This window comes from Streptomyces sp. NPDC025806 (assembly GCF_055558275.1).
In genome coordinates this window covers 560510-581409 of record NZ_JBVHMU010000004.1, presented here as the reverse complement: position 1 = coordinate 581409, position 20900 = coordinate 560510, and the positions used below count along the sequence as shown (strand labels likewise).

19 protein-coding genes are annotated in these 20900 nt (G+C 72.2%); 7 read left to right on the top strand and 12 right to left on the bottom strand.

Annotated features, from left to right (window positions below; all coding sequences use genetic code 11):
* Positions 1–520: 520 nt before the first annotated feature.
* The 8 genes from proC to ACZ4E1_RS12680 all read right to left on the bottom strand — a co-directional run bounded on the left by proC (position 521) and on the right by ACZ4E1_RS12680 (position 8908).
* Positions 521–1351, bottom strand: a complete 831-nt coding sequence (gene proC / locus ACZ4E1_RS12715; RefSeq protein ID WP_188338319.1) for a pyrroline-5-carboxylate reductase — start codon at positions 1349–1351, stop codon at positions 521–523.
* 60 nt (positions 1352–1411) lie between these two features.
* Positions 1412–2149: an ABC transporter permease gene (locus ACZ4E1_RS12710; RefSeq protein ID WP_467538538.1), complete on the bottom strand. Its 738-nt coding sequence runs from the start codon at positions 2147–2149 to the stop codon at positions 1412–1414.
* The gene (locus ACZ4E1_RS12705) at positions 2146–2934 is read right to left on the bottom strand and encodes an ABC transporter ATP-binding protein (protein ID WP_467538536.1); all 789 of its coding nucleotides are present in this window, start codon (positions 2932–2934) and stop codon (positions 2146–2148) included. Before ACZ4E1_RS12705 ends, ACZ4E1_RS12710 begins: the two co-directional genes overlap by 4 nt.
* Positions 2935–3738: 804 nt before the next feature.
* Complete coding sequence (locus ACZ4E1_RS12700) at positions 3739–4230, bottom strand: EamA/RhaT family transporter (RefSeq protein WP_467538534.1); 492 nt, start codon at positions 4228–4230, stop codon at positions 3739–3741.
* 58 nt (positions 4231–4288) lie between these two features.
* Complete coding sequence (gene ilvD, locus ACZ4E1_RS12695; RefSeq protein WP_467538533.1) at positions 4289–6142, bottom strand: dihydroxy-acid dehydratase; 1854 nt, start codon at positions 6140–6142, stop codon at positions 4289–4291.
* Between the two features lie 119 nt (positions 6143–6261).
* Positions 6262–6867: a TetR/AcrR family transcriptional regulator gene (locus ACZ4E1_RS12690; RefSeq protein WP_467538530.1), complete on the bottom strand. Its 606-nt coding sequence runs from the start codon at positions 6865–6867 to the stop codon at positions 6262–6264.
* A complete protein-coding gene (locus tag ACZ4E1_RS12685; protein WP_467538527.1) occupies positions 6864–7688 on the bottom strand; it encodes a sugar phosphate isomerase/epimerase family protein in 825 nt (274 codons plus the stop codon). Before ACZ4E1_RS12685 ends, ACZ4E1_RS12690 begins: the two co-directional genes overlap by 4 nt.
* 287 nt (positions 7689–7975) lie before the next feature.
* Positions 7976–8908 carry a Ppx/GppA family phosphatase gene (locus ACZ4E1_RS12680; RefSeq protein WP_467538524.1) on the bottom strand — a complete coding sequence of 311 codons (933 nt, stop codon included), beginning with the start codon at positions 8906–8908 and terminating at the stop codon, positions 7976–7978.
* A 92-nt stretch (positions 8909–9000) separates the two neighbouring features.
* Between ACZ4E1_RS12680 and ACZ4E1_RS12675 the strand changes: the two genes are divergently transcribed.
* Positions 9001–9846: a DUF3109 family protein gene (locus tag ACZ4E1_RS12675; RefSeq protein ID WP_467538522.1), complete on the top strand. Its 846-nt coding sequence runs from the start codon at positions 9001–9003 to the stop codon at positions 9844–9846.
* A gap of 14 nt (positions 9847–9860) precedes the next feature.
* Here the strand turns inward: ACZ4E1_RS12675 and ACZ4E1_RS12670 are convergent, their stop codons facing one another.
* Positions 9861–11618, bottom strand: a complete 1758-nt coding sequence (locus ACZ4E1_RS12670) for a BACON domain-containing protein (protein WP_467538520.1) — start codon at positions 11616–11618, stop codon at positions 9861–9863.
* Between the two features lie 199 nt (positions 11619–11817).
* On the opposite strand from ACZ4E1_RS12670, the gene radA reads away from it, so the two are divergent.
* Entirely contained in the window at positions 11818–13227 is a 1410-nt protein-coding gene (radA, locus tag ACZ4E1_RS12665) for a DNA repair protein RadA (RefSeq protein ID WP_467538518.1), read from the top strand.
* An 80-nt stretch (positions 13228–13307) separates the two neighbouring features.
* The gene (gene disA / locus ACZ4E1_RS12660) at positions 13308–14432 is read left to right on the top strand and encodes a DNA integrity scanning diadenylate cyclase DisA (RefSeq protein WP_467538516.1); all 1125 of its coding nucleotides are present in this window, start codon (positions 13308–13310) and stop codon (positions 14430–14432) included.
* A gap of 86 nt (positions 14433–14518) precedes the next feature.
* On the opposite strand, the gene ACZ4E1_RS12655 is transcribed toward disA, so the two are convergent.
* Entirely contained in the window at positions 14519–15340 is an 822-nt protein-coding gene (locus tag ACZ4E1_RS12655) for a hypothetical protein (protein ID WP_467538513.1), read from the bottom strand.
* 161 nt (positions 15341–15501) lie between these two features.
* On the opposite strand from ACZ4E1_RS12655, the gene ACZ4E1_RS12650 reads away from it, so the two are divergent.
* Entirely contained in the window at positions 15502–16161 is a 660-nt protein-coding gene (locus ACZ4E1_RS12650; RefSeq protein WP_467538511.1) for a phosphatase PAP2 family protein, read from the top strand.
* 41 nt (positions 16162–16202) lie between these two features.
* Here ACZ4E1_RS12650 and ACZ4E1_RS12645 read toward each other — a convergent pair whose 3' ends face one another.
* Together ACZ4E1_RS12645 and ACZ4E1_RS12640 are read right to left on the bottom strand one after the other, a co-directional pair.
* Positions 16203–16823 (bottom strand): response regulator, encoded by a 621-nt coding sequence (locus ACZ4E1_RS12645; protein WP_467538567.1) that lies wholly within the window; start codon positions 16821–16823, stop codon positions 16203–16205.
* An 80-nt stretch (positions 16824–16903) separates the two neighbouring features.
* Positions 16904–18448, bottom strand: coding sequence for a sensor histidine kinase (locus ACZ4E1_RS12640; protein ID WP_467538509.1), 1545 nt, complete (start codon positions 18446–18448; stop codon positions 16904–16906).
* A gap of 174 nt (positions 18449–18622) precedes the next feature.
* On the opposite strand from ACZ4E1_RS12640, the gene ACZ4E1_RS12635 reads away from it, so the two are divergent.
* The 3 genes from ACZ4E1_RS12635 to ACZ4E1_RS12625 all read left to right on the top strand — a co-directional run bounded on the left by ACZ4E1_RS12635 (position 18623) and on the right by ACZ4E1_RS12625 (position 20887).
* Complete coding sequence (locus ACZ4E1_RS12635; protein ID WP_467538507.1) at positions 18623–19525, top strand: HhH-GPD family protein; 903 nt, start codon at positions 18623–18625, stop codon at positions 19523–19525.
* 154 nt (positions 19526–19679) lie between these two features.
* A complete protein-coding gene (locus ACZ4E1_RS12630; protein ID WP_467538504.1) occupies positions 19680–20222 on the top strand; it encodes a SigE family RNA polymerase sigma factor in 543 nt (180 codons plus the stop codon).
* On the top strand, positions 20210–20887 hold the full coding sequence (locus ACZ4E1_RS12625; RefSeq protein WP_467538502.1) for a hypothetical protein: 678 nt from the start codon (positions 20210–20212) through the stop codon (positions 20885–20887). Before ACZ4E1_RS12630 ends, ACZ4E1_RS12625 begins: the two co-directional genes overlap by 13 nt.
* Positions 20888–20900 lie beyond the last annotated feature (13 nt).

The following is a 20900-nucleotide window of genomic DNA, read 5'->3' as shown; positions in this document are numbered from 1 at the left end:
TTGGCACGCTGTTGAGTTCTCAAGGAACGGACGCTTCCTTTGTACTCACCCTCTCGGGCTTTCCTCCGGGCGCTTCCCTTCGGTCTTGCGTTTCCGACTCTATCAGACCGTTTCACCGGCCGATTTCCTCGGGGTCTTGCTGGTCTTGCTTTTTCGCTTTCCGGCCTTTCGGCCTTCCTGCGGTGTTGACTCTATCAGATCCTTTCGGGCCTGATTCCCAGTCAACCGGGTTTGTCGTTGCGACCTGTTGGGCCGTTCCGACTGGTGAGACTTTAGCGGATTCCCGGCCCCCGACCTAATCGGGGTCCCGCTCTTTCGAACGTGGATTCCTCATTTCGCAAAAGCACGCGCAAACGGCACGACGAAGCTCGTCGAGCGTTTGAAGAGTTCTTGCGGAATGGCTGTCCGGGGACCGACCGGGGTCGGTGCTCACGCGGGACAACTCGGAGAACAGTACGGATCGGCCCGGGGCGTGTCAACTTCACGCCCCGGGCCGTCGTGCGGTCAAACAGCGTTGCCGTCAGCTGTTGCCGGAGGCCAGCTCGCGGCTGCGGTCGCGGGCCGCTTCCAGGGCGGCGATGAGCGCGGCCCGGACGCCGTGGTTCTCCAGTTCGCGGATGGCGTTGATGGTCGTACCCGCCGGGGAGGTCACGTTCTCGCGGAGCTTGACCGGGTGCTCGCCGCTGTCGCGGAGCATCGTGGCCGCGCCGATGGCGGACTGGACGATGAGGTCGTGGGCCTTGTCGCGCGGGAGACCGAGCAGGATGCCGGCGTCGGTCATGGCCTCGACCAGATAGAAGAAGTACGCGGGGCCCGAGCCGGACAGGGCCGTGCAGGCGTCCTGCTGGGACTCGGGGACGCGCAGGGTCTTGCCGACCGAGCCGAAGATCTCCTCGGCGTGGGTCAGGTGCGCGGCCGTGGCGTGCGTGCCGGCGGAGATGACGGACATGGCCTCGTCGACGAGCGCGGGGGTGTTCGTCATGACGCGGACCACCGGGATGTTCTCGGGGAGGCGCTCCTCGAAGAAGGTGGTCGGGATGCCCGCGGCGCCGCTGATGATCAGGCGGTCGGCCGGGACGTGCGGGGCCAGCTCCGCGAGGAGGGTGCCCATGTCCTGCGGCTTCACGGTGAGGATCAGGGTGTCGGCCTGCTTGGCGGCTTCCTGGTTGGTGACCGGGGTGACGCCGTACCGCTCGCGGAGTTCCGCGGCGCGCTCGGGGCGGCGGGCGGTGACCATGAGGTCGGCCGGGGCCCAGCCGCCGCGGATCATTCCGCTGAGCAGGGCTTCACCGATCTTGCCCGTACCGAGGACGGCGACCTTGTGGCGGGGGTGCTGGCTCGTCTCACTCATGGGGGCATCCTCGCACCGGGCGGGGCGGGAGCCCGAGCGCTGTCCGGCAGTCGGACGCGGTCAGGCGGTGCGGCGGCGCAGGGTGGCGGCGCCGAGGCCCAGGACGAGGAGCGCGCAGCCGGCGACGATCAGGACGTCCCGTACATAGGCGGTGGTGAGGTCGGTGTGGTGGAGGACCTCGTTCATGCCGTCGACGGCGTACGACATCGGCAGGACGTTCGAGATGCCTTCGAGGACGGGCTGCATCTGGTCGCGCGGGGTGAACAGGCCGCAGAGCAGGAGCTGGGGGAAGATCACCGCCGGCATGAACTGGACGGCCTGGAACTCGGAGGCGGCGAAGGCCGAGACGAACAGGCCGAGGGCCGTGCCGAGCAGGGCGTCGAGGAGGGCGACCAGGAGCAGCAGCCAGGCGGAGCCGGTGACGTTCAGGTCGAGGCCCCACAGGGCGAGGGCCGTGGCGAGGACCGACTGGAGGATCGCGAGGGCGCCGAAGGCGAGGGCGTATCCGGCGATGAGGTCGCCCTTGCCGAGGGGCATGGCGAGCAGGCGTTCGAGGGTGCCGGTGGTGCGTTCGCGCAGGGTGGCGATGGAGGTCACCAGGAACATCGTGATGAGCGGGAAGATGCCGAGCAGTGAGGCGCCGATGGAGTTGAAGACGGCGGGGCTCGCGTCGAAGACGTAGCGCAGGAGTACGAGCATCACGCACGGGACCAGCAGCATCAGGGCGATGGTGCGCGGGTCGTGGCTGAGCTGGCGCAGGACGCGGCGGGCGGTGGCGAGGGTGCGGTACGGGTTCATGGGTGCGTCCCGGGGGCGGGGGCGGCGTTCGCCGCGTCGACGAGCTGGAGGAAGGCGGCCTCGACGGTGTCGGTGGCGGTGCGGGTGCGCAGGGCGTCGGGGCTGTCGTCCGCGAGGAGGGTGCCGTCGCGCATGAGGAGGAGGCGGTGGCAGCGCTCGGCCTCGTCCATGACGTGTGAGGAGACGAGGAGGGTGGTGCCCTGCTCGGCGAGGCGATGGAAGAGGTTCCACAGGTCGCGGCGGAGTACGGGGTCGAGGCCGACGGTCGGTTCGTCGAGGACGAGGAGTTCGGGGGTGCCGAGGAGGGCGACGGCGAGGGAGACGCGGCTGAGCTGGCCGCCGGAGAGGGTGCCGCTCAGGGCGTCGGCGTGGTCGTTCAGGTCGACGTCGGCGAGGACGCGTTCGACCTCGGTCCGGCGTTCCTCGGCGCGGGCGCGTCCGGGCAGGAGTATGGCGGCGAAGTAGTCGAGGTTCTGCCGGACGGTGAGGTCGAGGTAGACGGACGGGGCCTGGGTCACGTAGCCGACGCGGGAGCGCAGGTCGAGGTGGCCGGCGGGGCGGCCGAGGACCGTCAGGGTTCCGGTGACCTTGGCCTGGGTGCCGACGAGCGCGCGCATCAGGGTGGACTTGCCGCATCCGGAGGGGCCGAGGAGGCCGGTGACCTGGCCTCGGTGGACGGTGAAGTCGAGGTCGCGCAGGACGGTGTGGGGGCCGCGGACGACGGTGAGGCCGGTGGCCTCGACGGCGGGCGTGACGGGGTCCCGGGGGCCCGGGCTTTTATTCATCACGTGATGAATAGTCCTCCGGCACGCAGGTGCCGTCAAGGACCGGGGCGGGGGTGCGTGCCGGGGCCTCCGGCGGGGGGCAGGTGGCTTTGGCGGGGGCCGGTGCCTTTGGCGGGGCCTGCTGAAGCGAGTGCCCGGCAGGCCTCCGGCGGGGGTCCGGTGGCTTTGGCGGGGGCCGGTGCTTTGGCGGGGGCATGGTGCCTTGGCGGGGCCGGTGCCTGTGGCGGGGCCGGTGCCTGTGGCCGGGCCTGCTGAAGCGGGTGCCCGGCGCCGGGGTGCCGCGTGCCGCTCCAGACGGCGGGCGTGACCTGCACAGGCCGGATTCTGGGACGGATGCGCCCCGTCAGGGGCGCGGGGAACTGCGCGCTCAGCCACGACGACGCGGCACCCGGCGATGATCCTCGGCGCCTACGGGGGCGACGCTGCCGGCGACCGAAAGGGGTGCCCGACACCGGGGTACTGCCCGAGGCCGGGCGCCGGGCCGACGCCCCCGGAGGGGGCGGGTGGGTGGGGGAAGGGCTCGGGCTGGGGGCCAGGGCGAGCGGAACACGTATCCGGCGCCGGCGACTCGCGCGCGGCGGGCGCCGAGGTACCGCCCCAGGCCAGGTGCCGGGCGGCGCTACCGGCGACCGAAAGGCGTGCCCCGCACCGGGGTGCTGCCCGAGGCAGGGCGCCGGGCCGACGCCCCGGAGGGGCAGGCGTGACAGACGCCGAAGGCGGGGCTTGCCGTGCACGGGGCGGGGCGGGCCGGTCCACCGCCCCCTTAAGGAACGGGACCGGCACCCCCTTAAGGAAGCGGACCGGTCAGGGCTTGCGGCCCTGGCCCTTCTTCTTGGCGGGGTTGCGGGTGCGCCGGCCGGCTCGGCGCTCGTACTGCTCGACGGCGGTCTCGTACTCCTGGCGCCGCAGCTTCTCGCCGGGCGCCTCGGTGAGGCAGCGCAGGGCGTAGGCGACGAGCACTCCGACGAAGCCGATGGTCAGGAACCCGCGCAGGGAGGCCTGCTTCTCGGGGTCGGGCCGCTGGGAGAAGGAGCTCCAGGTCCGCGTGAAGGCGAAGGCGGAGCACACCGCGAACATGACGATGAGCAGACCCTCGACGAACGCGCCGACGTCGGCCAGCGCCAGCCCCTCGTAGGCGAAGCGCAGAACGAAGCAGCCCGCGGCGGCCAGGACGAGGGCGCCGAGACCGGCCCCGGCACGGGTCACCAGGTACGAGCCGCTGTGATCGACCCAGGACGTGCCGAAGAAACGGATCGCCTCAGGGCGGGGGCCGGGGGTCGTGGGTGCGTCGCTCACGGGTCCGATTATCCCCGGACCGGCCCGCGCGAGGCGCAGGCCGGTCGGGACACGGCGGTCAGCCCAGCTTGGAGACGTCGCGGACGGCGCCCTTGTCGGCGCTGGTGGCCATGGCGGCGTAGGCCCGCAGAGCGGCGGAGACCTTGCGCTCGCGGGACTTGGGGGCGTAGACGCCGCCCAGGGCCTCGCGCCGGGCGGCGAGCTCGTCGTCGCCGACCAGCAGCTCGATCGACCGGTTCGGGATGTCGATGCGGATGCGGTCGCCGTCCTGGACGAGCGCGATGGTGCCGCCGGCCGCGGCCTCGGGCGAGGCGTGACCGATCGACAGGCCGGAGGTGCCGCCGGAGAACCGCCCGTCGGTGACGAGCGCGCAGGCCTTGCCGAGCCCACGCCCCTTCAGGTACGAGGTCGGGTAGAGCATCTCCTGCATGCCCGGCCCGCCCTTGGGGCCCTCGTAGCGGATGACGACGACGTCGCCCTCCTTGACCTCCTTCATGAGGATCTTCTGGACGGCCTCGTCCTGCGACTCGCAGACGACGGCGGGGCCCTCGAAGGTCCAGATGGACTCGTCGACACCGGCGGTCTTCACGACGCACCCGTCCACCGCGAGGTTGCCCTTCAGGACGGCGAGGCCGCCGTCCTGCGAGTAGGCGTGCGCGACGTCGCGGATGCAGCCGCCGGCCGCGTCCGTGTCGAGGGAGTCCCAGCGCTTGGACTGCGAGAAGGCGGTGGCGGAGCGCTCGCAGCCGGGGGCCGCGTACCAGAGGTCGGTGGCTTCCTCGGTCGCGCTGCCGCTGCGCACGTCCCAGGTGTCGAGCCACTCCTTGATCGACGGGGAGTGGACGGTGTGCACGTCCTCGTTGAGGAGCCCGCCGCGGTACAGCTCGCCGAGGATCGCCGGGATGCCACCGGCGCGGTGCACGTCCTCCATGTAGTACGTCTTCGAGCCCGCCACGTTGGGCGCGACCTTGGCCAGGCAGGGCACGCGGCGCGAGACCGCGTTGATGTGGTCGAGGTTGTAGTCGACCTCGGCCTCCTGGGCGGCGGCCAGCAGGTGCAGGATCGTGTTCGTGGAGCCGCCCATGGCGATGTCGAGCGCCATCGCGTTCTCGAACGCGGCGTGGGTGGCGATGTTGCGCGGCAGGACGGAGGCGTCGTCCTCCCCGTAATACCGCTGGGTCAGCTCGACGATCGTGGAGCCGGCGCGCTCGTACAGGGCCTTGCGGCCGGTGTGGGTGGCGAGCAGCGAGCCGTTGCCCGGCAGGCTCAGGCCGATGGCCTCGGTCAGGCAGTTCATCGAGTTGGCGGTGAACATGCCGGAACAGGAGCCGCACGTCGGACAGGCGTTCTCCTCGATACGGAGGATGTCCTCGTCGGAGATCTTCTCGTTGACGGCCTCCGACATGGCGTCGACCAGGTCGAGGGTCCGCACCGTGCCGTCGACCAGCGTGGCGCGCCCGGACTCCATCGGGCCGCCCGAGACGAAGATCGTCGGGATGTTGAGGCGCAGGGCGGCCATCAGCATGCCGGGCGTGATCTTGTCGCAGTTCGAGATGCAGATCAGCGCGTCCGCGCAGTGCGCCTCGACCATGTACTCGACGGAGTCGGCGATGAGGTCCCGCGAGGGCAGGCTGTAGAGCATGCCGCCGTGCCCCATCGCGATGCCGTCGTCGACGGCGATGGTGTTGAACTCACGAGGAATACCGCCGGCCTCGACGATGGCCTCGCTCACGATGCGTCCGACGGGCGCCAGGTGCGTGTGCCCGGGCACGAACTCGGTGAACGAGTTGGCGACGGCGATGATCGGCTTCCGGCCGATGTCCGCACCGGGTACACCGGAGGCCCGCATCAGGGCGCGTGCGCCCGCCATGTTGCGACCGTGGGTGACTGTGCGGGACCTCAGCTCGGGCATCGTCGCTCGCTCCTTAAGGCGGAAAAAGACTGTTTACGAGCCTACGCCGCCGCTCCACACCCTGGACACAGTGCCCGCATATCGATACGACCGTCTCACCGACCCTCGCGCCGACCCTGCTACTGAACCCCGCCCAGATGCCCCTGCACCACGGGCGCGATCCGCGCGACCACGTCCTCCAGCTCGGCGGAGGCGAGCGGCTCCACCTTGATCACGTACCGCAGCATGGCGGTGCCCACCAACTGGGCGGCGGCCAGCGAGACACGGAGCTCGGCCTCCCCCTCCGCCACGTCCAGCCGCCCGGCGATCCGCCCCAGCAACTGCTCCACGATCAGTCGGCGAAAGACGGCCGCGGCGGTCTCGTTGTTGACGGCGGACCGCACGATGGCCAGCAGGGGCGCCCGCGTCACCGGGTTCTCCCACACCCCGAAGACGAACCGGGTGAGCCGCTCCCCCACTCCGTCGAGCGGGCCCTCCTCCACCACACCGGGGACCCCGAGAGCCGGCGCGAAGGCCACCTCCACGGCAGCCGCGAACACGGCCTCCTTGGTCCCGAAGTAGTGATGGACCAGAGCGGAATCCACCCCCGCGGCCTTGGCGATGCCCCGCACCGAAGCCTTCTCGTACCCGCGCTCGGCGAACTCCTCACGGGCGGCGTCGAGAATCCGCTCCCGCGCCCCGCCGCCCTCGCTCCGCGCGGGCCGCCCCCGGCGCCGTACGGTCATGACCCCGGAACCCGCACCGCGGAGGCGAGGTGCAGCCGCGTAAAAGCAAGCGCCTCCGCCAGATCGGCTTCCCGCTCGGCGCTGGACATGGCCCGCCGGGTGTTGACCTCGATCACCACGTGCCCGTCGAAACCGCTCACGGCCAGCCGCTCCAGCAACTCGGCGCAGGGCTGTCCGCCCCGCCCGGGGACGAGGTGCTCGTCCTTCCCCGACCCGTTCCCGTCGGCCAGGTGCACATGCCCCAGCCGGTCCCCCATCCGCCCGACCATGTCCAGGGCATCGGTGCGAGCGGTGGCGGTATGACTCAGATCAACGGTGAAATGCCGGTAGTCGTCCTTCGTGACGTCCCAGTCCGGCGCGTACGCGAGCATCTCTCGATCGCGATATCGCCACGGATACATGTTCTCGACGGCGAACCGCACATCCGTTTCATCAGCCATCCGCCACACACCGCGCACGAAATCCCGCGCGTACCCCCGCTGCCACCGAAACGGCGGATGCACGACCACGGTCGACGCCCCCAGCCGCTCGGCCGCCGACTTGGCCCGTTGCAGCTTCACCCACGGATCGGTGGACCACACCCGCTGCGTAATGAGAAGACACGGCGCGTGAACGGCCAGAATGGGCACCCGGTGATAGTCCGAGAGCCGCCGCAGCGCATCGATGTCCTGGCTGACGGGATCGGTCCACACCATGACCTCGACGCCGTCGTACCCCAGGCGCGCCGCGATCTCGAAGGCCGTAGCCGTCGACTCCGGATACACGGAAGCCGTGGACAGCGCGACCTTCGCATCCGGGATGCGCACCACTGGTTCTGCCACGGGGACAGACTACGATCCCGATTCCCCGAGAGGGCCCGCACACCGGAACGTGCGGCAAAGCTCACGACGCCCCCCACGGTCGGTCAGGTACGAGACGGCAGGGACCGCACGGGGCATGTCCGCGCGCAGCACCGAGCACACAATTCCCCGCACCGTGCAAGCGGCGGCGCCTCCGAGATGGCGAGCACGGACATGCCCCGTGCGGTCCCGAACCCACCCCGACACCTGTAAGGACGATCGGAAAGCCGCCAAAAGAGCCCAGGCGCCCACCCTCCCTTCAAGCGGGATCAAGCCCCAGGCAGATGATCAAGCTGCCGCAGAATGACACCCTCCCGCAGCGCCCAAGGGCAGATCTCCAACGTCTCGACCCCGAAGAGATCCATGGCGCCCTCGGCGACCAGCGCCCCGGCGAGCAACTGCCCGGCCCGCCCCTCGGACACCCCGGGAAGCTCGCCCCGCTCCGCGGTGGTCATCGAGGCGAGCCGCGGCACCCAGTCCTCCAGGGCGCTCCGCTTCAACTCCCGCTGCACATACAAACCGTCGGCGGACCGGGCGGCCCCGGCCAGCCGAGCAAGCTGCTTGAACGTCTTGCTCGTGGCCACCACATGATCGGGCGCCCCGAACCGGCTGAACTCCCCGACCGTCCGAGCGATCTGCGCCCGCACATGCCGCCGCAGCGCCTTCACATCGGCCGGGTCGGCCGGATCCCCGGGCAGCCAGGCGGAGGTCAGCCGCCCGGCGCCGAGCGGCAGCGACGCCGCGGCGTCGGGCTCCTCGTCGATCCCGAAGGCGATCTCCAGCGAACCCCCGCCGATGTCGAGGACGAGCAGCTTGCCGGCGGACCACCCGAACCAGCGCCGCACGGCGAGAAAGGTCAGCCGGGCCTCCTCGGCCCCGCTGAGCACCCGCAGCTCGACCCCGGTCTCGTCCTTGACCCGGGCAAGGACCTCGTCCGCGTTGGTGGCCTCGCGCACGGCAGAGGTGGCGAAGGGCAGCATCTCCTCGACGCCCTTGTCCTCGGCGGCCTCCAGCGCCCCGCGCACCACACCGATCAGTTGCTCGACCCCGTCGGCCCCGATGGCTCCACGGTCGTCGAGGAGTTGAGCGAGCCGCAGATCGGCCTTGTGCGAGTGCGCGGGCAGCGGGCGCGCGCCCGGGTGGGCGTCCACCACGAGCAGATGCACCGTATTCGAACCCACGTCGAGGACACCGAGTCTCATGTACGGCACGCTACTGCGCCCGCGCGCCGCCCGGTCCCCCGAGGCGGGTGCCGGGGTCTTCGCGGGGGGTGCGGCACGCTTACTCTGGACCTGTGCCCAAGACGAAAAAGGCCAAGGCCGACAAGGCCGACAAAAAGAAGTCGGCACCGCAGAAGCAGGACGCGACTCGACAGCAGCAGCAGCCGGACGAGAAGCCCATCGACTTCCCGAGGGCATGGGTCGAGTTCCCGGACCCGGCGGACGACGAGCAGGTCTTCCGCTGTGATCTGACATGGCTGACCTCTCGGTGGACGTGCATCTTCGGCAGTGGCTGCCAGGGCATCCAGGCCGGCCGCGCCGACGACGGCTGCTGCACCCTGGGCGCGCACTTCTCGGACGAGGACGACGAGAAGCGCGTGGCGGAGCACGTGGCACGGCTCACGCCGGACATCTGGCAGCACCACGACATCGGCGTGGAGACGGGCTGGGTGTCGAAGGACGAGGACGGGGAGCGCCAGACGCGCCCGTACAACGGCTCGTGCATCTTCCAGAACCGGCCGGGGTTCAAGGGCGGCGCGGGCTGCTCCCTGCACATCCTGGCGATCAAGGAGGGCCGGGAGCCGCTGGAGACGAAGCCGGACGTGTGCTGGCAGCTGCCGATCCGCCGCACCTACGAGTGGATCGACCGCCCGGACGACACGCGGGTGCTCCAGGTCTCGATCGGCGAGTACGACCGCAGGGGCTGGGGCCCGGGCGGCCACGACCTGCACTGGTGGTGCACGTCGGCGACGTCGGCGCACGGCGCGGGCGACCCGGTGTACGTGTCGTACCGCCCGGAGCTGACGGAGCTGATGGGCGAGGCCGGCTACGCGAAGCTGGTGGAGCTGTGCGAGGAGCGCCTGGCGGGCGCCCGCAAGAAGCTGCCGCTGCTGGCCCCGCACCCGGCGGACCCGGCCTGACGCCTCGCTGACGCTCAGGACGTCGAGGGCGCCGGGTCACTGGGCGTCGTCGGATCGCTCGGCGACGGGTCGCTCGGCGTCGGGCCGGGATCGCTCGGGGTCGGATCCGGATCGCTCGGCGACGGGTCACTGGGCGTGGGATCGGGATCGCTGGGCGTCGGATCGCTCGGCGTCGGGTCGGGATCGCTGGGCGTGGGCCCGGGATCGGAGGTCCCGGGGCCCGGCCCCGGCGCCCCGGTCGGTCCAGGCCCCGTGGGCGCGGAACTCCCGTACCCCTCGATGGAGATGACGGTTCCGGAGGGGCCGACGGCGACGCGGGCGCTCCAGTGCCCGGCCGGTTCCGTGCGGTGATCGACGTAGACCTGGATGGTGACGGATTCGCCGGGCCGGAGCGTGCCGGAGGAGCGGCTCAGGTAGAGCCAGGAGGCGCTGGTGGACGCGGACCAGGCGACGGGCGAACTGCCGGACGCGGTCAGGGTGATGAGGGTGACGTCACCGCTGGGCTGGGCCTCGACGGTGAGCCGCCCGGGGCCGTGGGCGCCGCGGGAGGGCGGCGTGATGACTTCCACGGAGACGTCGGAGGGGCGCCCGGCGCCATCGGTGAAGTGCGGGTCGGGGGTGGTGCGGGCGTTGCCCGCGTTCTCGTACGCGCCGCCCGCGCGGTCCCCGTCGAGCTCGCCGACGCCCGCCTCGTTGGCGCTGACGGAACGGCCGTCGGTGCCCTCTCCGGTCTGCGGCCCTCGGTAGGCGGCCCAGAGGGCGAGCACGGGGGCGGCGACGACCGTGGCGACGACGGTGGTGGTGACCGCGCGGGAGCGCAGCCGGTCGCGCCGGGCTGCACGGTCCTTGGGGTCCATGGGGAAGCCTCGCCGGTCGAAGCGCGGGGCGCCCGGGTGCGGGGCGTGCATCGCCTGGTGCAGGGCCGCGCGCGGGGCCTCGACGAGGGGCAGCGCGGCGGGGGTGACGGAGGTGCCGGGCCAGGCGCCGGGGGCGGCGCGCTCGGCGGTGCGGCGGCAGCGCGGACAGTCGTCGACGTGCCGCACGAGCTCGCGGCGCAGGGCGGCGGAGAGCAGCAGCTGGTGGTCCCCGGTGAGCCGGGCGACGCTGGGGCAGGTGCCGGTCTCGACGACGGCGAGGGCCGCGCGGGTCCGCTCGACCTCGCAGGCGGCGGAGGAGAGCAGCTCGCGGGTGACGGCGGGGTCGGTGCCGAGGGCGGCGGCGACTTCGCGGGGCGAGAGCTGGTGCCGGACGGCGAGCTCCAGGGCTTCGCGCTGCTCGGGGGTGGTCCCGGCGGCTTCGGGCCAGGCGAGCTGGGCGAGCTGCCGGCGACGCTCTTCCGAGACCGAGACCGAGACCGACGGCGAGACCGAGGCGGAACCGGACCGGGAACCCGAGCCCGAGCCCGGACCCGGAGCGGAGGCAGAGGCGGAGCCACTCGCGTGGGCCCCCTGCCGCCGCCGCTTGGCCTCGGCCATCCGCCGCAGGCACGACCACCGGGCCAGGGCGTACAGCCAGGCCCGCCGGTCCGCGGCGGCGTCGGGCGCCCGGCTCCCGCGCCGCTCGGCGAGCGCGAGCGCGTCACCGAGCGCGGCGATCGCCTCGTCGTGATCGCACAGGACGGAGAGGCAGTACGTGAAGAGGCCGTCGAGACACGGCTCGTAGCGCGCGGGCGGGCGCTGCGGAACAGCGCGGGGCGCCGGTCGCCTCGCCCCGGCGCGATGCGCCCGGTGTGCGCCGGTGGTGTGTGTGGAGGGTTCCGGCCTGCTGCTCATCACCTGTGCGACCGTAGGGGCCGGTGCAGGGCCTCTCCGGCGCCTTGAGCACATTTAATCCTTACGGGTGAAACGATCCCTCAAAAGGGGACAGGAAGCCCGTATTCCGTGGCCAGCGCGCCTACACGGGGCGACGAAAGCGCTCACCACCGCGCCCGCGCCGGAGGCTCTGTCAGTGCCGCCCGCTACGGTTCGTGGCATGGCTGCCCGTACCAAATCCGCCAAGGACCGACCGTCGTACCGCTGCACCGAGTGCGGCTGGCAGACGGCGAAGTGGCTCGGCCGCTGCGCCGAGTGCCAGGCGTGGGGCACGGTCGAGGAGTACGGCGCGCCCGCGGTCCGCACGACGTCCCCGGGCCGCGTCACGACGTCCGCGCTGCCCATCGGCCAGGTCGACGGCAAGCAGGCCACGGCCCGCCCCACGGGCGTGCCCGAGCTGGACCGGGTGCTCGGCGGCGGACTCGTACCGGGCGCGGTGGTGCTGCTCGCGGGCGAGCCCGGCGTGGGCAAGTCGACCCTCCTCCTGGACGTGGCGGCGAAGTCGGCGAGCGAGGAGCACAAGACGCTCTACGTGACGGGCGAGGAGTCCGCGTCACAGGTGCGGCTGCGCGCGGACCGCATCAAGGCGATCGACGACCATCTGTACCTGGCGGCGGAGACGGACCTCGCCGCGGTCCTCGGCCACTTGGACGCGGTGAAGCCGTCGCTGCTCATCATGGACTCGGTGCAGACGGTGGCCTCTCCGGAGATCGACGGGGCGCCGGGCGGCATGGCGCAGGTCCGCGAGGTGGCGGGCGCACTGATCCGGGCGTCCAAGGAGCGCGGCATGTCCACGCTCCTCGTGGGCCACGTGACGAAGGACGGCGCGATCGCGGGCCCGCGTCTCCTGGAGCACCTGGTGGACGTGGTGCTGCACTTCGAGGGCGACCGGCACGCGCGCCTGCGCCTGGTCCGCGGCGTGAAGAACAGGTACGGGACGACGGACGAGGTCGGCTGCTTCGAGCTGCACGACGAGGGGATCACGGGCCTGGCCGACCCCAGCGGCCTGTTCCTGACACGGCGTGCGGAGCCGGTGCCGGGCACCTGTCTGACCGTCACCCTGGAGGGCCGCCGCCCGCTGGTGGCGGAGGTGCAGGCGCTGACGGTGGACTCGCAGATCCCGTCGCCGCGCCGCACGACGTCCGGACTGGAGACCTCCCGCGTCTCGATGATGCTGGCCGTGCTGGAGCAGCGCGGCCGGATCAGCGCGCTCGGCAAGCGGGACATCTACTCGGCGACGGTGGGCGGCGTGAAGCTGTCGGAGCCGGCCGCGGACCTCGCGATCGCGCTCGCGCTGGCGTCCGCGGCGAGCGACACCCCGCTGCCGAAGAACCTGGTGGCGATCGGTGAAGTGGGCCTCGCGGGCGAGGTCAGACGGGTCACGGGGGTGCAGCGCCGACTGGCCGAGGCGCACCGGCTGGGCTTCACGCACGCCCTGGTCCCGGCCGACCCGGGCAAGGTCCCCGCGGGCATGAAGGTGCTGGAAGTCGCGGACATGGGAGAGGCGCTGCGGGTGCTGCCGAAGGGCCGTAGGCGAGAGGCCCCACGGGAGGCCGAGGAGCGCCGGTAGACTTTGCCCTGGTCTCGCCCGTGCGTGCGAACGCGAAGGAATCCCAGGGCACCCCAGAGTCTGCGATCCGGAGGAGTGCAGTGGCAGCCAACGACCGGGCGGCAGCTCCCGGCAAGTCCGGAGGGAGTTCCGGTGCGGACGGCCTGATGCGCGCGTCACTGAGCGCCGTGGCACCCGGCACCGGCCTGCGTGACGGCCTGGAGCGCATCCTCCGTGGCAACACCGGCGGTCTCATCGTCCTCGGTTCGGACAAGACGGTCGAATCGATGTGTACGGGTGGATTCGTCCTCGATGTCGAGTTCTCCGCGACGCGGCTGCGCGAGCTGTGCAAGCTCGACGGCGGCATCGTCCTGTCCTCGAACCTGGACAAGATCCTGCGGGCCGGCGTGCAGCTGGTCCCGGATCCGACGATCCCGACGGAGGAGACCGGCACCCGGCACCGCACGGCGGACCGGGTCAGCAAGCAGGTCGGCTTCCCGGTCGTCTCGGTCTCCCAGTCGATGCGCCTGATCGCGCTCTACGTGGACGGACAGCGCCGGGTCCTGGAGGACTCGGCCGCGATCCTGTCCCGCGCCAACCAGGCACTCGCCACGCTGGAGCGCTACAAGCTCCGCCTCGACGAGGTCGCCGGCACGCTCTCCGCGCTGGAGATCGAGGACCTGGTGACGGTCCGGGACGTGACGGCGGTCGCCCAGCGCCTGGAGATGGTGCGCCGGATCGCGACCGAGATCGCCGAGTACGTGGTGGAGTTGGGCACCGACGGCCGCCTCCTCGCCCTGCAGCTCGACGAGCTGATCGCGGGCGTCGAGCCCGAGCGCGAGCTCGTCGTACGGGACTACGTGCCGGCTCCGACGGCCAAGCGGTCCCGCACGGTCGAGGAGGCGCTGGCCGAGCTGGACTCCCTGCACCACGGCGAGCTGCTCGAACTGCCCATCGTGGCCCGCGCCCTGGGGTACACGGGCTCGCCGGAGGCCCTGGACTCGGCGGTGTCGCCGCGCGGCTTCCGGCTCCTGGCGAAGGTGCCGCGCCTGCCCGGCGCGATCATCGACCGGCTCGTGGAGCACTTCGGCGGGCTGCAGAAGCTGCTCGCGGCGAGCGTGGACGACCTCCAGACGGTCGACGGCGTCGGCGAGGCCCGGGCGCGCAGCGTGCGCGAGGGGCTCTCGCGGCTGGCGGAGTCCTCGATCCTGGAGCGGTACGTGTAGTTCCGCGCGTCGACGCGTACGAGGAGGGGCGGGGCCGATGCGGCCCCGCCCCTCTTCGTGCTCACGACTCCTCCGCGTGGTGCCGGTCAGTCGGCCTTGAGGCGGAAGGACGTCTGGTCGCCCGCCAGTTGCGCGCCCTTGACCTCGACGAGGTAGGTGCCGGGCGTCGCGGAACCGGCCGAGGGCGTCGCGCACTGCGGGGCGCTGGGCCGCTTGTCCCAGGTCACGGTGTGGCTGACCTTGCCGCCCGCCGGGACACGGAGCAGCAGCATGCCCGCGCCGGCCGGGCAGTCCTCGGACGACCAGAAGGTTTCCTTGTCGTCGTCGGCCTTCGTGATCGTCATGACCGCCGTGCGCGGGCCGAGATCGACCTTGCAGGCCTTGTCGGCGGTGCTCGTGACGGTGACGACGAGCTCAGGCTTGTCGTCAGGACCGTAGGCGTTGCGGACGCTGCGCACGGAGAGTGTCACGCTGCCCGCGGTGCAGTCCGGCAGGCTGGACCCGGCCGGGACCCGGTCGCCCGAGGTCGCCCCGCCGCCGCCGGACCCGGAGCCCGCGCCGTCGGAACTCCCGCCCGAGCCACCGGAGTCGGCCCCGTCGCCCGAACCACCGTCACCCGAACCACCGTCACCCGCGTCGCCGGAGCCGGAGCCGCCGGAGCCCGACTCGTCGCGACCGCCGGGGTGTTGGCTGATCGCGGGGCCCGTGCCGGAGGGGCCGGGCGTGATCGACTCGGTCGGGTGCTTGCCGTCGGTCCCGCCGGCGCCCTTGTTCCCCGTACCGCCGCCGAAGTTGACGACCCATACGACCAGCAGCGCGAGGAGCGCCACGACGGACACCAGAACGACCCTCCGGCGCCAGTAGATGGAGGAGGGAAGCGGCCCGATCGGATTGCGCAGAGATCCCACGGCTCAAACCTTACGAGAGATCGGGCCGTTGTCCGGCGCCCACCCGCCGCCCAGGCCCCCAAGTTTTCAGGATCATCATCATGCCTCCTGTCTTCCGGCAGGGGTCACACCCGACCACCGCCTGATGTGACGGCTCCGGGAGTTGCGTACTGTCCGTCACCATGGGAACCATCGACTCCGATCTCTATCGCGACATCCTCGAATTCGCCCACGACACTCCGTCCTGGTTCCAGGACCTGATGGAGATGTGGACCGAACTCGGTCTGCTGCTGTTCGCCGTGCTCTTCGTCGCCGCCTGGTGGCGCGCCCGCCGGGGCGATCCCCGGGCCTTCGCCGTGGCGGTGCTCGCGCCGCTGGGCACCGCCGTGGCGTACGTGGCCAGCGAGTTGATCAAATCGGGGATCGACGAGGAGCGGCCCTGTCGCGCGGTCGCCGGGGCGCTGCCCTCCCTGATCGACTGCCCGGTCTACGGAGACTGGTCCTTCCCGAGCAACCACTCGACGATCGGCGCCGCCGCGGCCGTCGGGCTCGCGCTCGCGTGGCCGAAGATCGGCTGGCTGACGGTGCCGATGGCGATCCTCATGGCGTTCTCCCGGGTGTTCGTCGGTGTGCACTACCCGCACGACGTCGCGGCCGGGCTGCTGCTCGGCACCCTGGTCGCGTTCCTCGTGGTCGGCCTGTGCGCGCGGCCGGGTGCGCGGGTGACGGTGGCGATGCGCGGATCGGGGATCGGGCTCGTGCGATGGTTCGCGGGGCCCGGGAACGGGGGCTCCGAGGCCGGGGGCGCCTACGCGTCGGGGCGCGGGGCACATCGGCGCTGAGGCGCCGAGTCCGGAATCCGGGTGCGGGGCGGGCGGCACTGTCAGTGCAGCAGCCCCGCCTCGTACGCCACGATCGCGGCCTGCACCCGATTTCTGACACCCAGTCGGTCCAGGACCGCGCTCACGTACGCCTTGACAGTGCCCTCCACCAGATGGAGGCGCGCGGCGATCTCCGGGTTCGACAGGCCGGCTCCGACCAGGCCGAGGACCTCGCGCTCGCGCGGGGTCAGCGCGGCAACGCGGTCGCGGGCCGCGGCCTCCCGGGTCAGCCGGCCGCCGCGCCCCAGGCCGTCGATCACGTGCCGGGCCACGCGCGGCGACAGGAACGCGGCGCCGCCCGCCACCGCCCGCACGCCCGCCATCAGTTCGTGCGGGTCACCCGACTTGAGCAGGAAGCCGGTGGCGCCGCCGGCCAGGGCGCGGGTCACGTACGCGTCCTCCGAGAACGTCGTCAGCATCGCCACGGCCGTGCCGGGGGCCGCCGCCACGATCTGCTCCGCGGCCGTCAGACCGTCCAGGCGGGGCATCCTGATGTCGAGGAGAGCCACGTCCGGGCGGTGCGCCTGGGCCAGCGTCACCGCCTCGCGGCCGTCCGCCGCCTCCGCGACCACCTCGAAGTCGTCGCCGGACGCCAGGATCGCGGCCACGCCCGCTCTGATCATCGCCTCGTCGTCGGCGAGGAGGACTCTGATCTTCCGGCTCTGCTTCTCTTCCTGCTTCTGTTCCTGTTCTTGTTTCTGCTTCACTGGCCCGTCCTCGGGATCAGGGTCTTGTCGATGAGGGCGTGCGGTGCCTTCGCCGCGAAACACAGCCTGAAGTGGTCCACGCTCACGAAGAGCTCGCCACTCGCCCGGTAGTACCGGCAGTCCGCGTCCGACGGGGGCGGGGTGGGGGCGCGGTCCACCGGCGGGTCGCTGATCGTGAGGGCGGGTAGCGCCTCCTCCGCCTCGGCCTTCGGGGTGCCCAGGGGGAGGGTGGCGTAGGCCCGGGGGGTCAGTACGGCGTGGGTGGTCCGGTAGGCGTACCAGGTGAACGCGCCGGCCGTCAGGACGGTTCCCGCGACGGCCGCCGCGATGAAGGCGCGGGCCGTTCCCGGTGGGGTGGTCGGTGTGCGGGGGTGAGGGGTGGTCGGGGCGGGGTGGTTCCGGGTGGGCGGCAGGGTTGCTCTCACCCGGAAGCCCTGCTCGTGCGGGCCCGCTTCGAAGGTGCCGCCCAGGTCTGTGACGCGGGTGCGGAGGGCCTGAAGGCCCGTTCCTGTTCCCGTTCCTGAGCCTGCTTGTGTGCCTGTTTCTGTGGTTCCTCGGGAGGCTCGGGCAGGGGGTTCGGTGGTCGTCACCGTGATCGTCAGGTTGTTCGATGTCTGGGTCGTCTCCACCATCACCTCGGCGCCCGGCGCGTGCTTCGCCGCGTTCGTCAGGCACTCCTGGACGACGCGGTACGCCGTGCGGTCCTCCGGGGGCGGGGTGCCGAGGAGGTGGACCGGGAGGCCGGAGTCCGCGGCGCGTTCCACCAGTTCGGCCACCGTCTCGCCGGGTGGGGCCAGGGGGGCCGGTTCGTCGTCCTCCTCGCGGAGCAGGCCGATGATGCCGTGCAGGCGGTCGGTGGCGTCGGAGGCCGCGGCCCGGAGTTCGGCGGCGGCCCCGCGGTGAGGTTCCGGCAGGTCCTTGGCCACCTGGAGGGCGCCCGCGCGCAGGGCGATCAGGCTCAGTTCGTGGCCAAGGGAGTCGTGCATGTCCTGGGCGATCCGGGCCCGTTCGCGCAGCCGGGCGCGGTCCGCGACGATCTGGTGCTCCCGTTCCAGCTGCTCGGCACGGGCCCAGCCGGCTGCGGCCAGTTCGCGGCTCTGGCGGCGGTGGCGGCCGGCGAGCCAGGGGAACACGGCGCCGAACAACAGCGTGCCCATGAGCACGAGCCACTCCGCCACGGGGTCGACCTGGCGGACGGCGATCTTCGCGGTGCCGGCCGCTGCGAGCGCGGCGAACGTGAGCAGGGCGGGGCGGGTCGCGGAGGCGCGCAGGCCCATCAGGTACGCGAGGACGACGAGGGCGACGCTGTACGAGAGCGTGAACAGGGACGGGGCGATGGCCAGGCCGGGGGCGGCGGCCAGGCCGAAGGCCGTGGCGGGACGGTGGCGGCGGTGCAGGACGGTGGCGGCGGCGAGGACGGCCAGACCGGCGGCGGGCCGCCAGAGCGGTGCGGGTTCTTCCAGGTGCAGCCATGCGGTGGCCAGTACGGGGACGCCGAGCGCTGCCCACATCCCGAACGGCGCGATACCCCGTCTGTTCATCCAGCCGAACCTACAAGCCCTCCCGCCTCTCTCGCCCCTGCCGATCGACAGGGTGCCCCTACCCGTGCGGGGGATCCGCGGTGGGGTGGCGGGCGGCAAATGGGCGGTCGGGGCGGCGTGGGTGCGGGGAGGCGGGGGGTCGGGCGGGGCGGGCGTGGCAGGATCGGGAGTGCCATGACTGCGCCCACGAAGACCCCCAGCGATCGCTCAGACCTGCACGGACCGGTCATCGACTGGTTCACCGAACACGCCCGTGACCTGCCCTGGCGCCGCTCCACCGCCGGCCCGTGGGGCGTGATGGTCAGCGAGTTCATGCTCCAGCAGACCCCGGTGAACCGCGTGCTGCCCGTGTACGAGCAGTGGCTCACCCGCTGGCCGCGGCCGGCCGATCTCGCCAAGGAGGCACCCGGCGAGGCCGTCCGCGCGTGGGGACGGCTCGGCTATCCGCGCCGCGCCCTGCGCCTGCACGGCGCGGCCGTGGCCATAACGGAGCGCCACGGCGGGGACGTACCCACCGGGCACGCCCAGCTGCTCGCCCTGCCGGGCATCGGCGAGTACACGGCCGCCGCCGTCGCCTCGTTCGCGTACGGGCAGCGCCACGCCGTCCTGGACACGAACGTGCGGCGGGTCTTCGCGCGCGCCGTGACCGGCGTCCAGTACCCGCCGAACGCCACGACGGCCGCCGAGCGCAAGCTCGCCCGGGCGCTGCTGCCGGAGCAGGACGCGACCGCCGCGAGCTGGGCCGCCGCCTCGATGGAGCTGGGCGCGCTGGTGTGCACGGCGAAGAGCGAGGAGTGCCACCGGTGCCCGATCGCCGCGATGTGCGCGTGGCGGCTCGCCGGGAAGCCCGCGCACGAGGGCCCGCCGCGGCGCGGCCAGACGTACGCGGGGACGGACCGTCAGGTGCGGGGCAAGCTGCTGGCCGTGCTCCGGGACGCCACCGGGCCGGTGCCGCAGGCCGCGCTCGACCGGGTCTGGGACGAGCCGGTGCAGCGGGCGCGGGCGCTGGACGGGCTGGTCGACGACGGGCTCGTCGAGCCGCTCGCGGGCGGTCTGTACCGGCTTCCCGCGAGCTGATTCCGGGTCCGTTACACAACCGACGGGCAGCCGTGCGTTTGTCGAAGGCTGGAACGGACAACGCCGTGACAACGCCTCCGTAGCTTCTTCACCGAGACCGCACCCGACCGGTGCGGACCACGGGGAACGGGCAGGAATCGGGAGGCGGTTGCTCATGTCGCACGGCGGTGAGGTGCTCGAGTTCGAGGAGTACGTCAGGACGCGGCAGGACGCTCTGCTGCGCAGCGCCCGGCGCCTGGTGCCGGACCCGGTCGACGCCCAGGACCTGCTGCAGACCGCGCTCGTGCGGACGTTCGGGCGGTGGGACGGCATAGCCGACAAGCGGCTGGCCGACGCCTACCTGCGCCGTGTCATGATCAACACGCGGACCGAGTGGTGGCGGGCGCGCAAGCTCGAAGAGGTGCCGACCGAGCAGCTGCCCGAGTCGGTCGTGGACGACTCGACGGAGCAGCACGCCGACCGCGCCCTGCTGATGGACGTCATGAAGGTGCTGGCTCCGAAGCAGCGCAGTGTCGTGGTGCTGCGACACTGGGAGCAGATGTCCACAGAGGAGACGGCCGCCGCGCTCGGCATGTCGGCCGGAACCGTGAAGAGCACGCTGCACCGGGCGCTCGCCCGGCTCCGCGAGGAGCTGGAGAGCCGTGACCTGGACGCCCGCGCGCTCGAACGGGAGGAGCGGGAGCGTTGCGCGGCCTAGGCATACGTGCCTCTCGGAGCGTCGAAGTACTGAAGGCGGGGAGTCCGGTGGTCGCCGGGTTCGCCGCCCTCGGGTTTTTGGCCGCTCTGCTGGTCGGGTGTTCGGCCGGTGGCACGGGCGCCCGGGACGAGGGACCCGCCAGGACCGCGCCGGTCGCCTCGGCCGTGCCGTCCCCGGCCGCCAGCCCCGTCGCCTCCGCGACGCCGAAGGCGGTGGACGCGGTGCGGCTGGTGAAGGACGATCCGAAGGTCAGCGCCGACATCAAGCGCGATCTGAAGCCCTGTGTGGCCGACGAGTACCCCGTCGACGTGAGTTACGGGACGCTGACCGGCGGGCCCGCGAACGATGTCGTGGTGAATGTGATGACCTGCGGTGACGCGGTCGGGATCGGCACGTACGTGTACCGCGACGAGGACGGCACGTATCGGAACGTGTTCCAGGCCGAGGAGCCCCCGGTCTACGCGGAGATCGACCGGGGTGATCTCGTGGTCACCAAGCAGGTGTACGAGAAGGGTGACTCGGTCGCCTCTCCCTCCGGCGAAGAGGTCGTCACGTACCGGTGGGACGGGGACCGCTTCGCCCAGCAGGGGCGTATTCACAACGACTACAGCCACGCGGTGGGCGGGGAATCCCCCGCTCCGGCCGCCACGGACGACGCCGGCTGAGCACGGCCGAGGA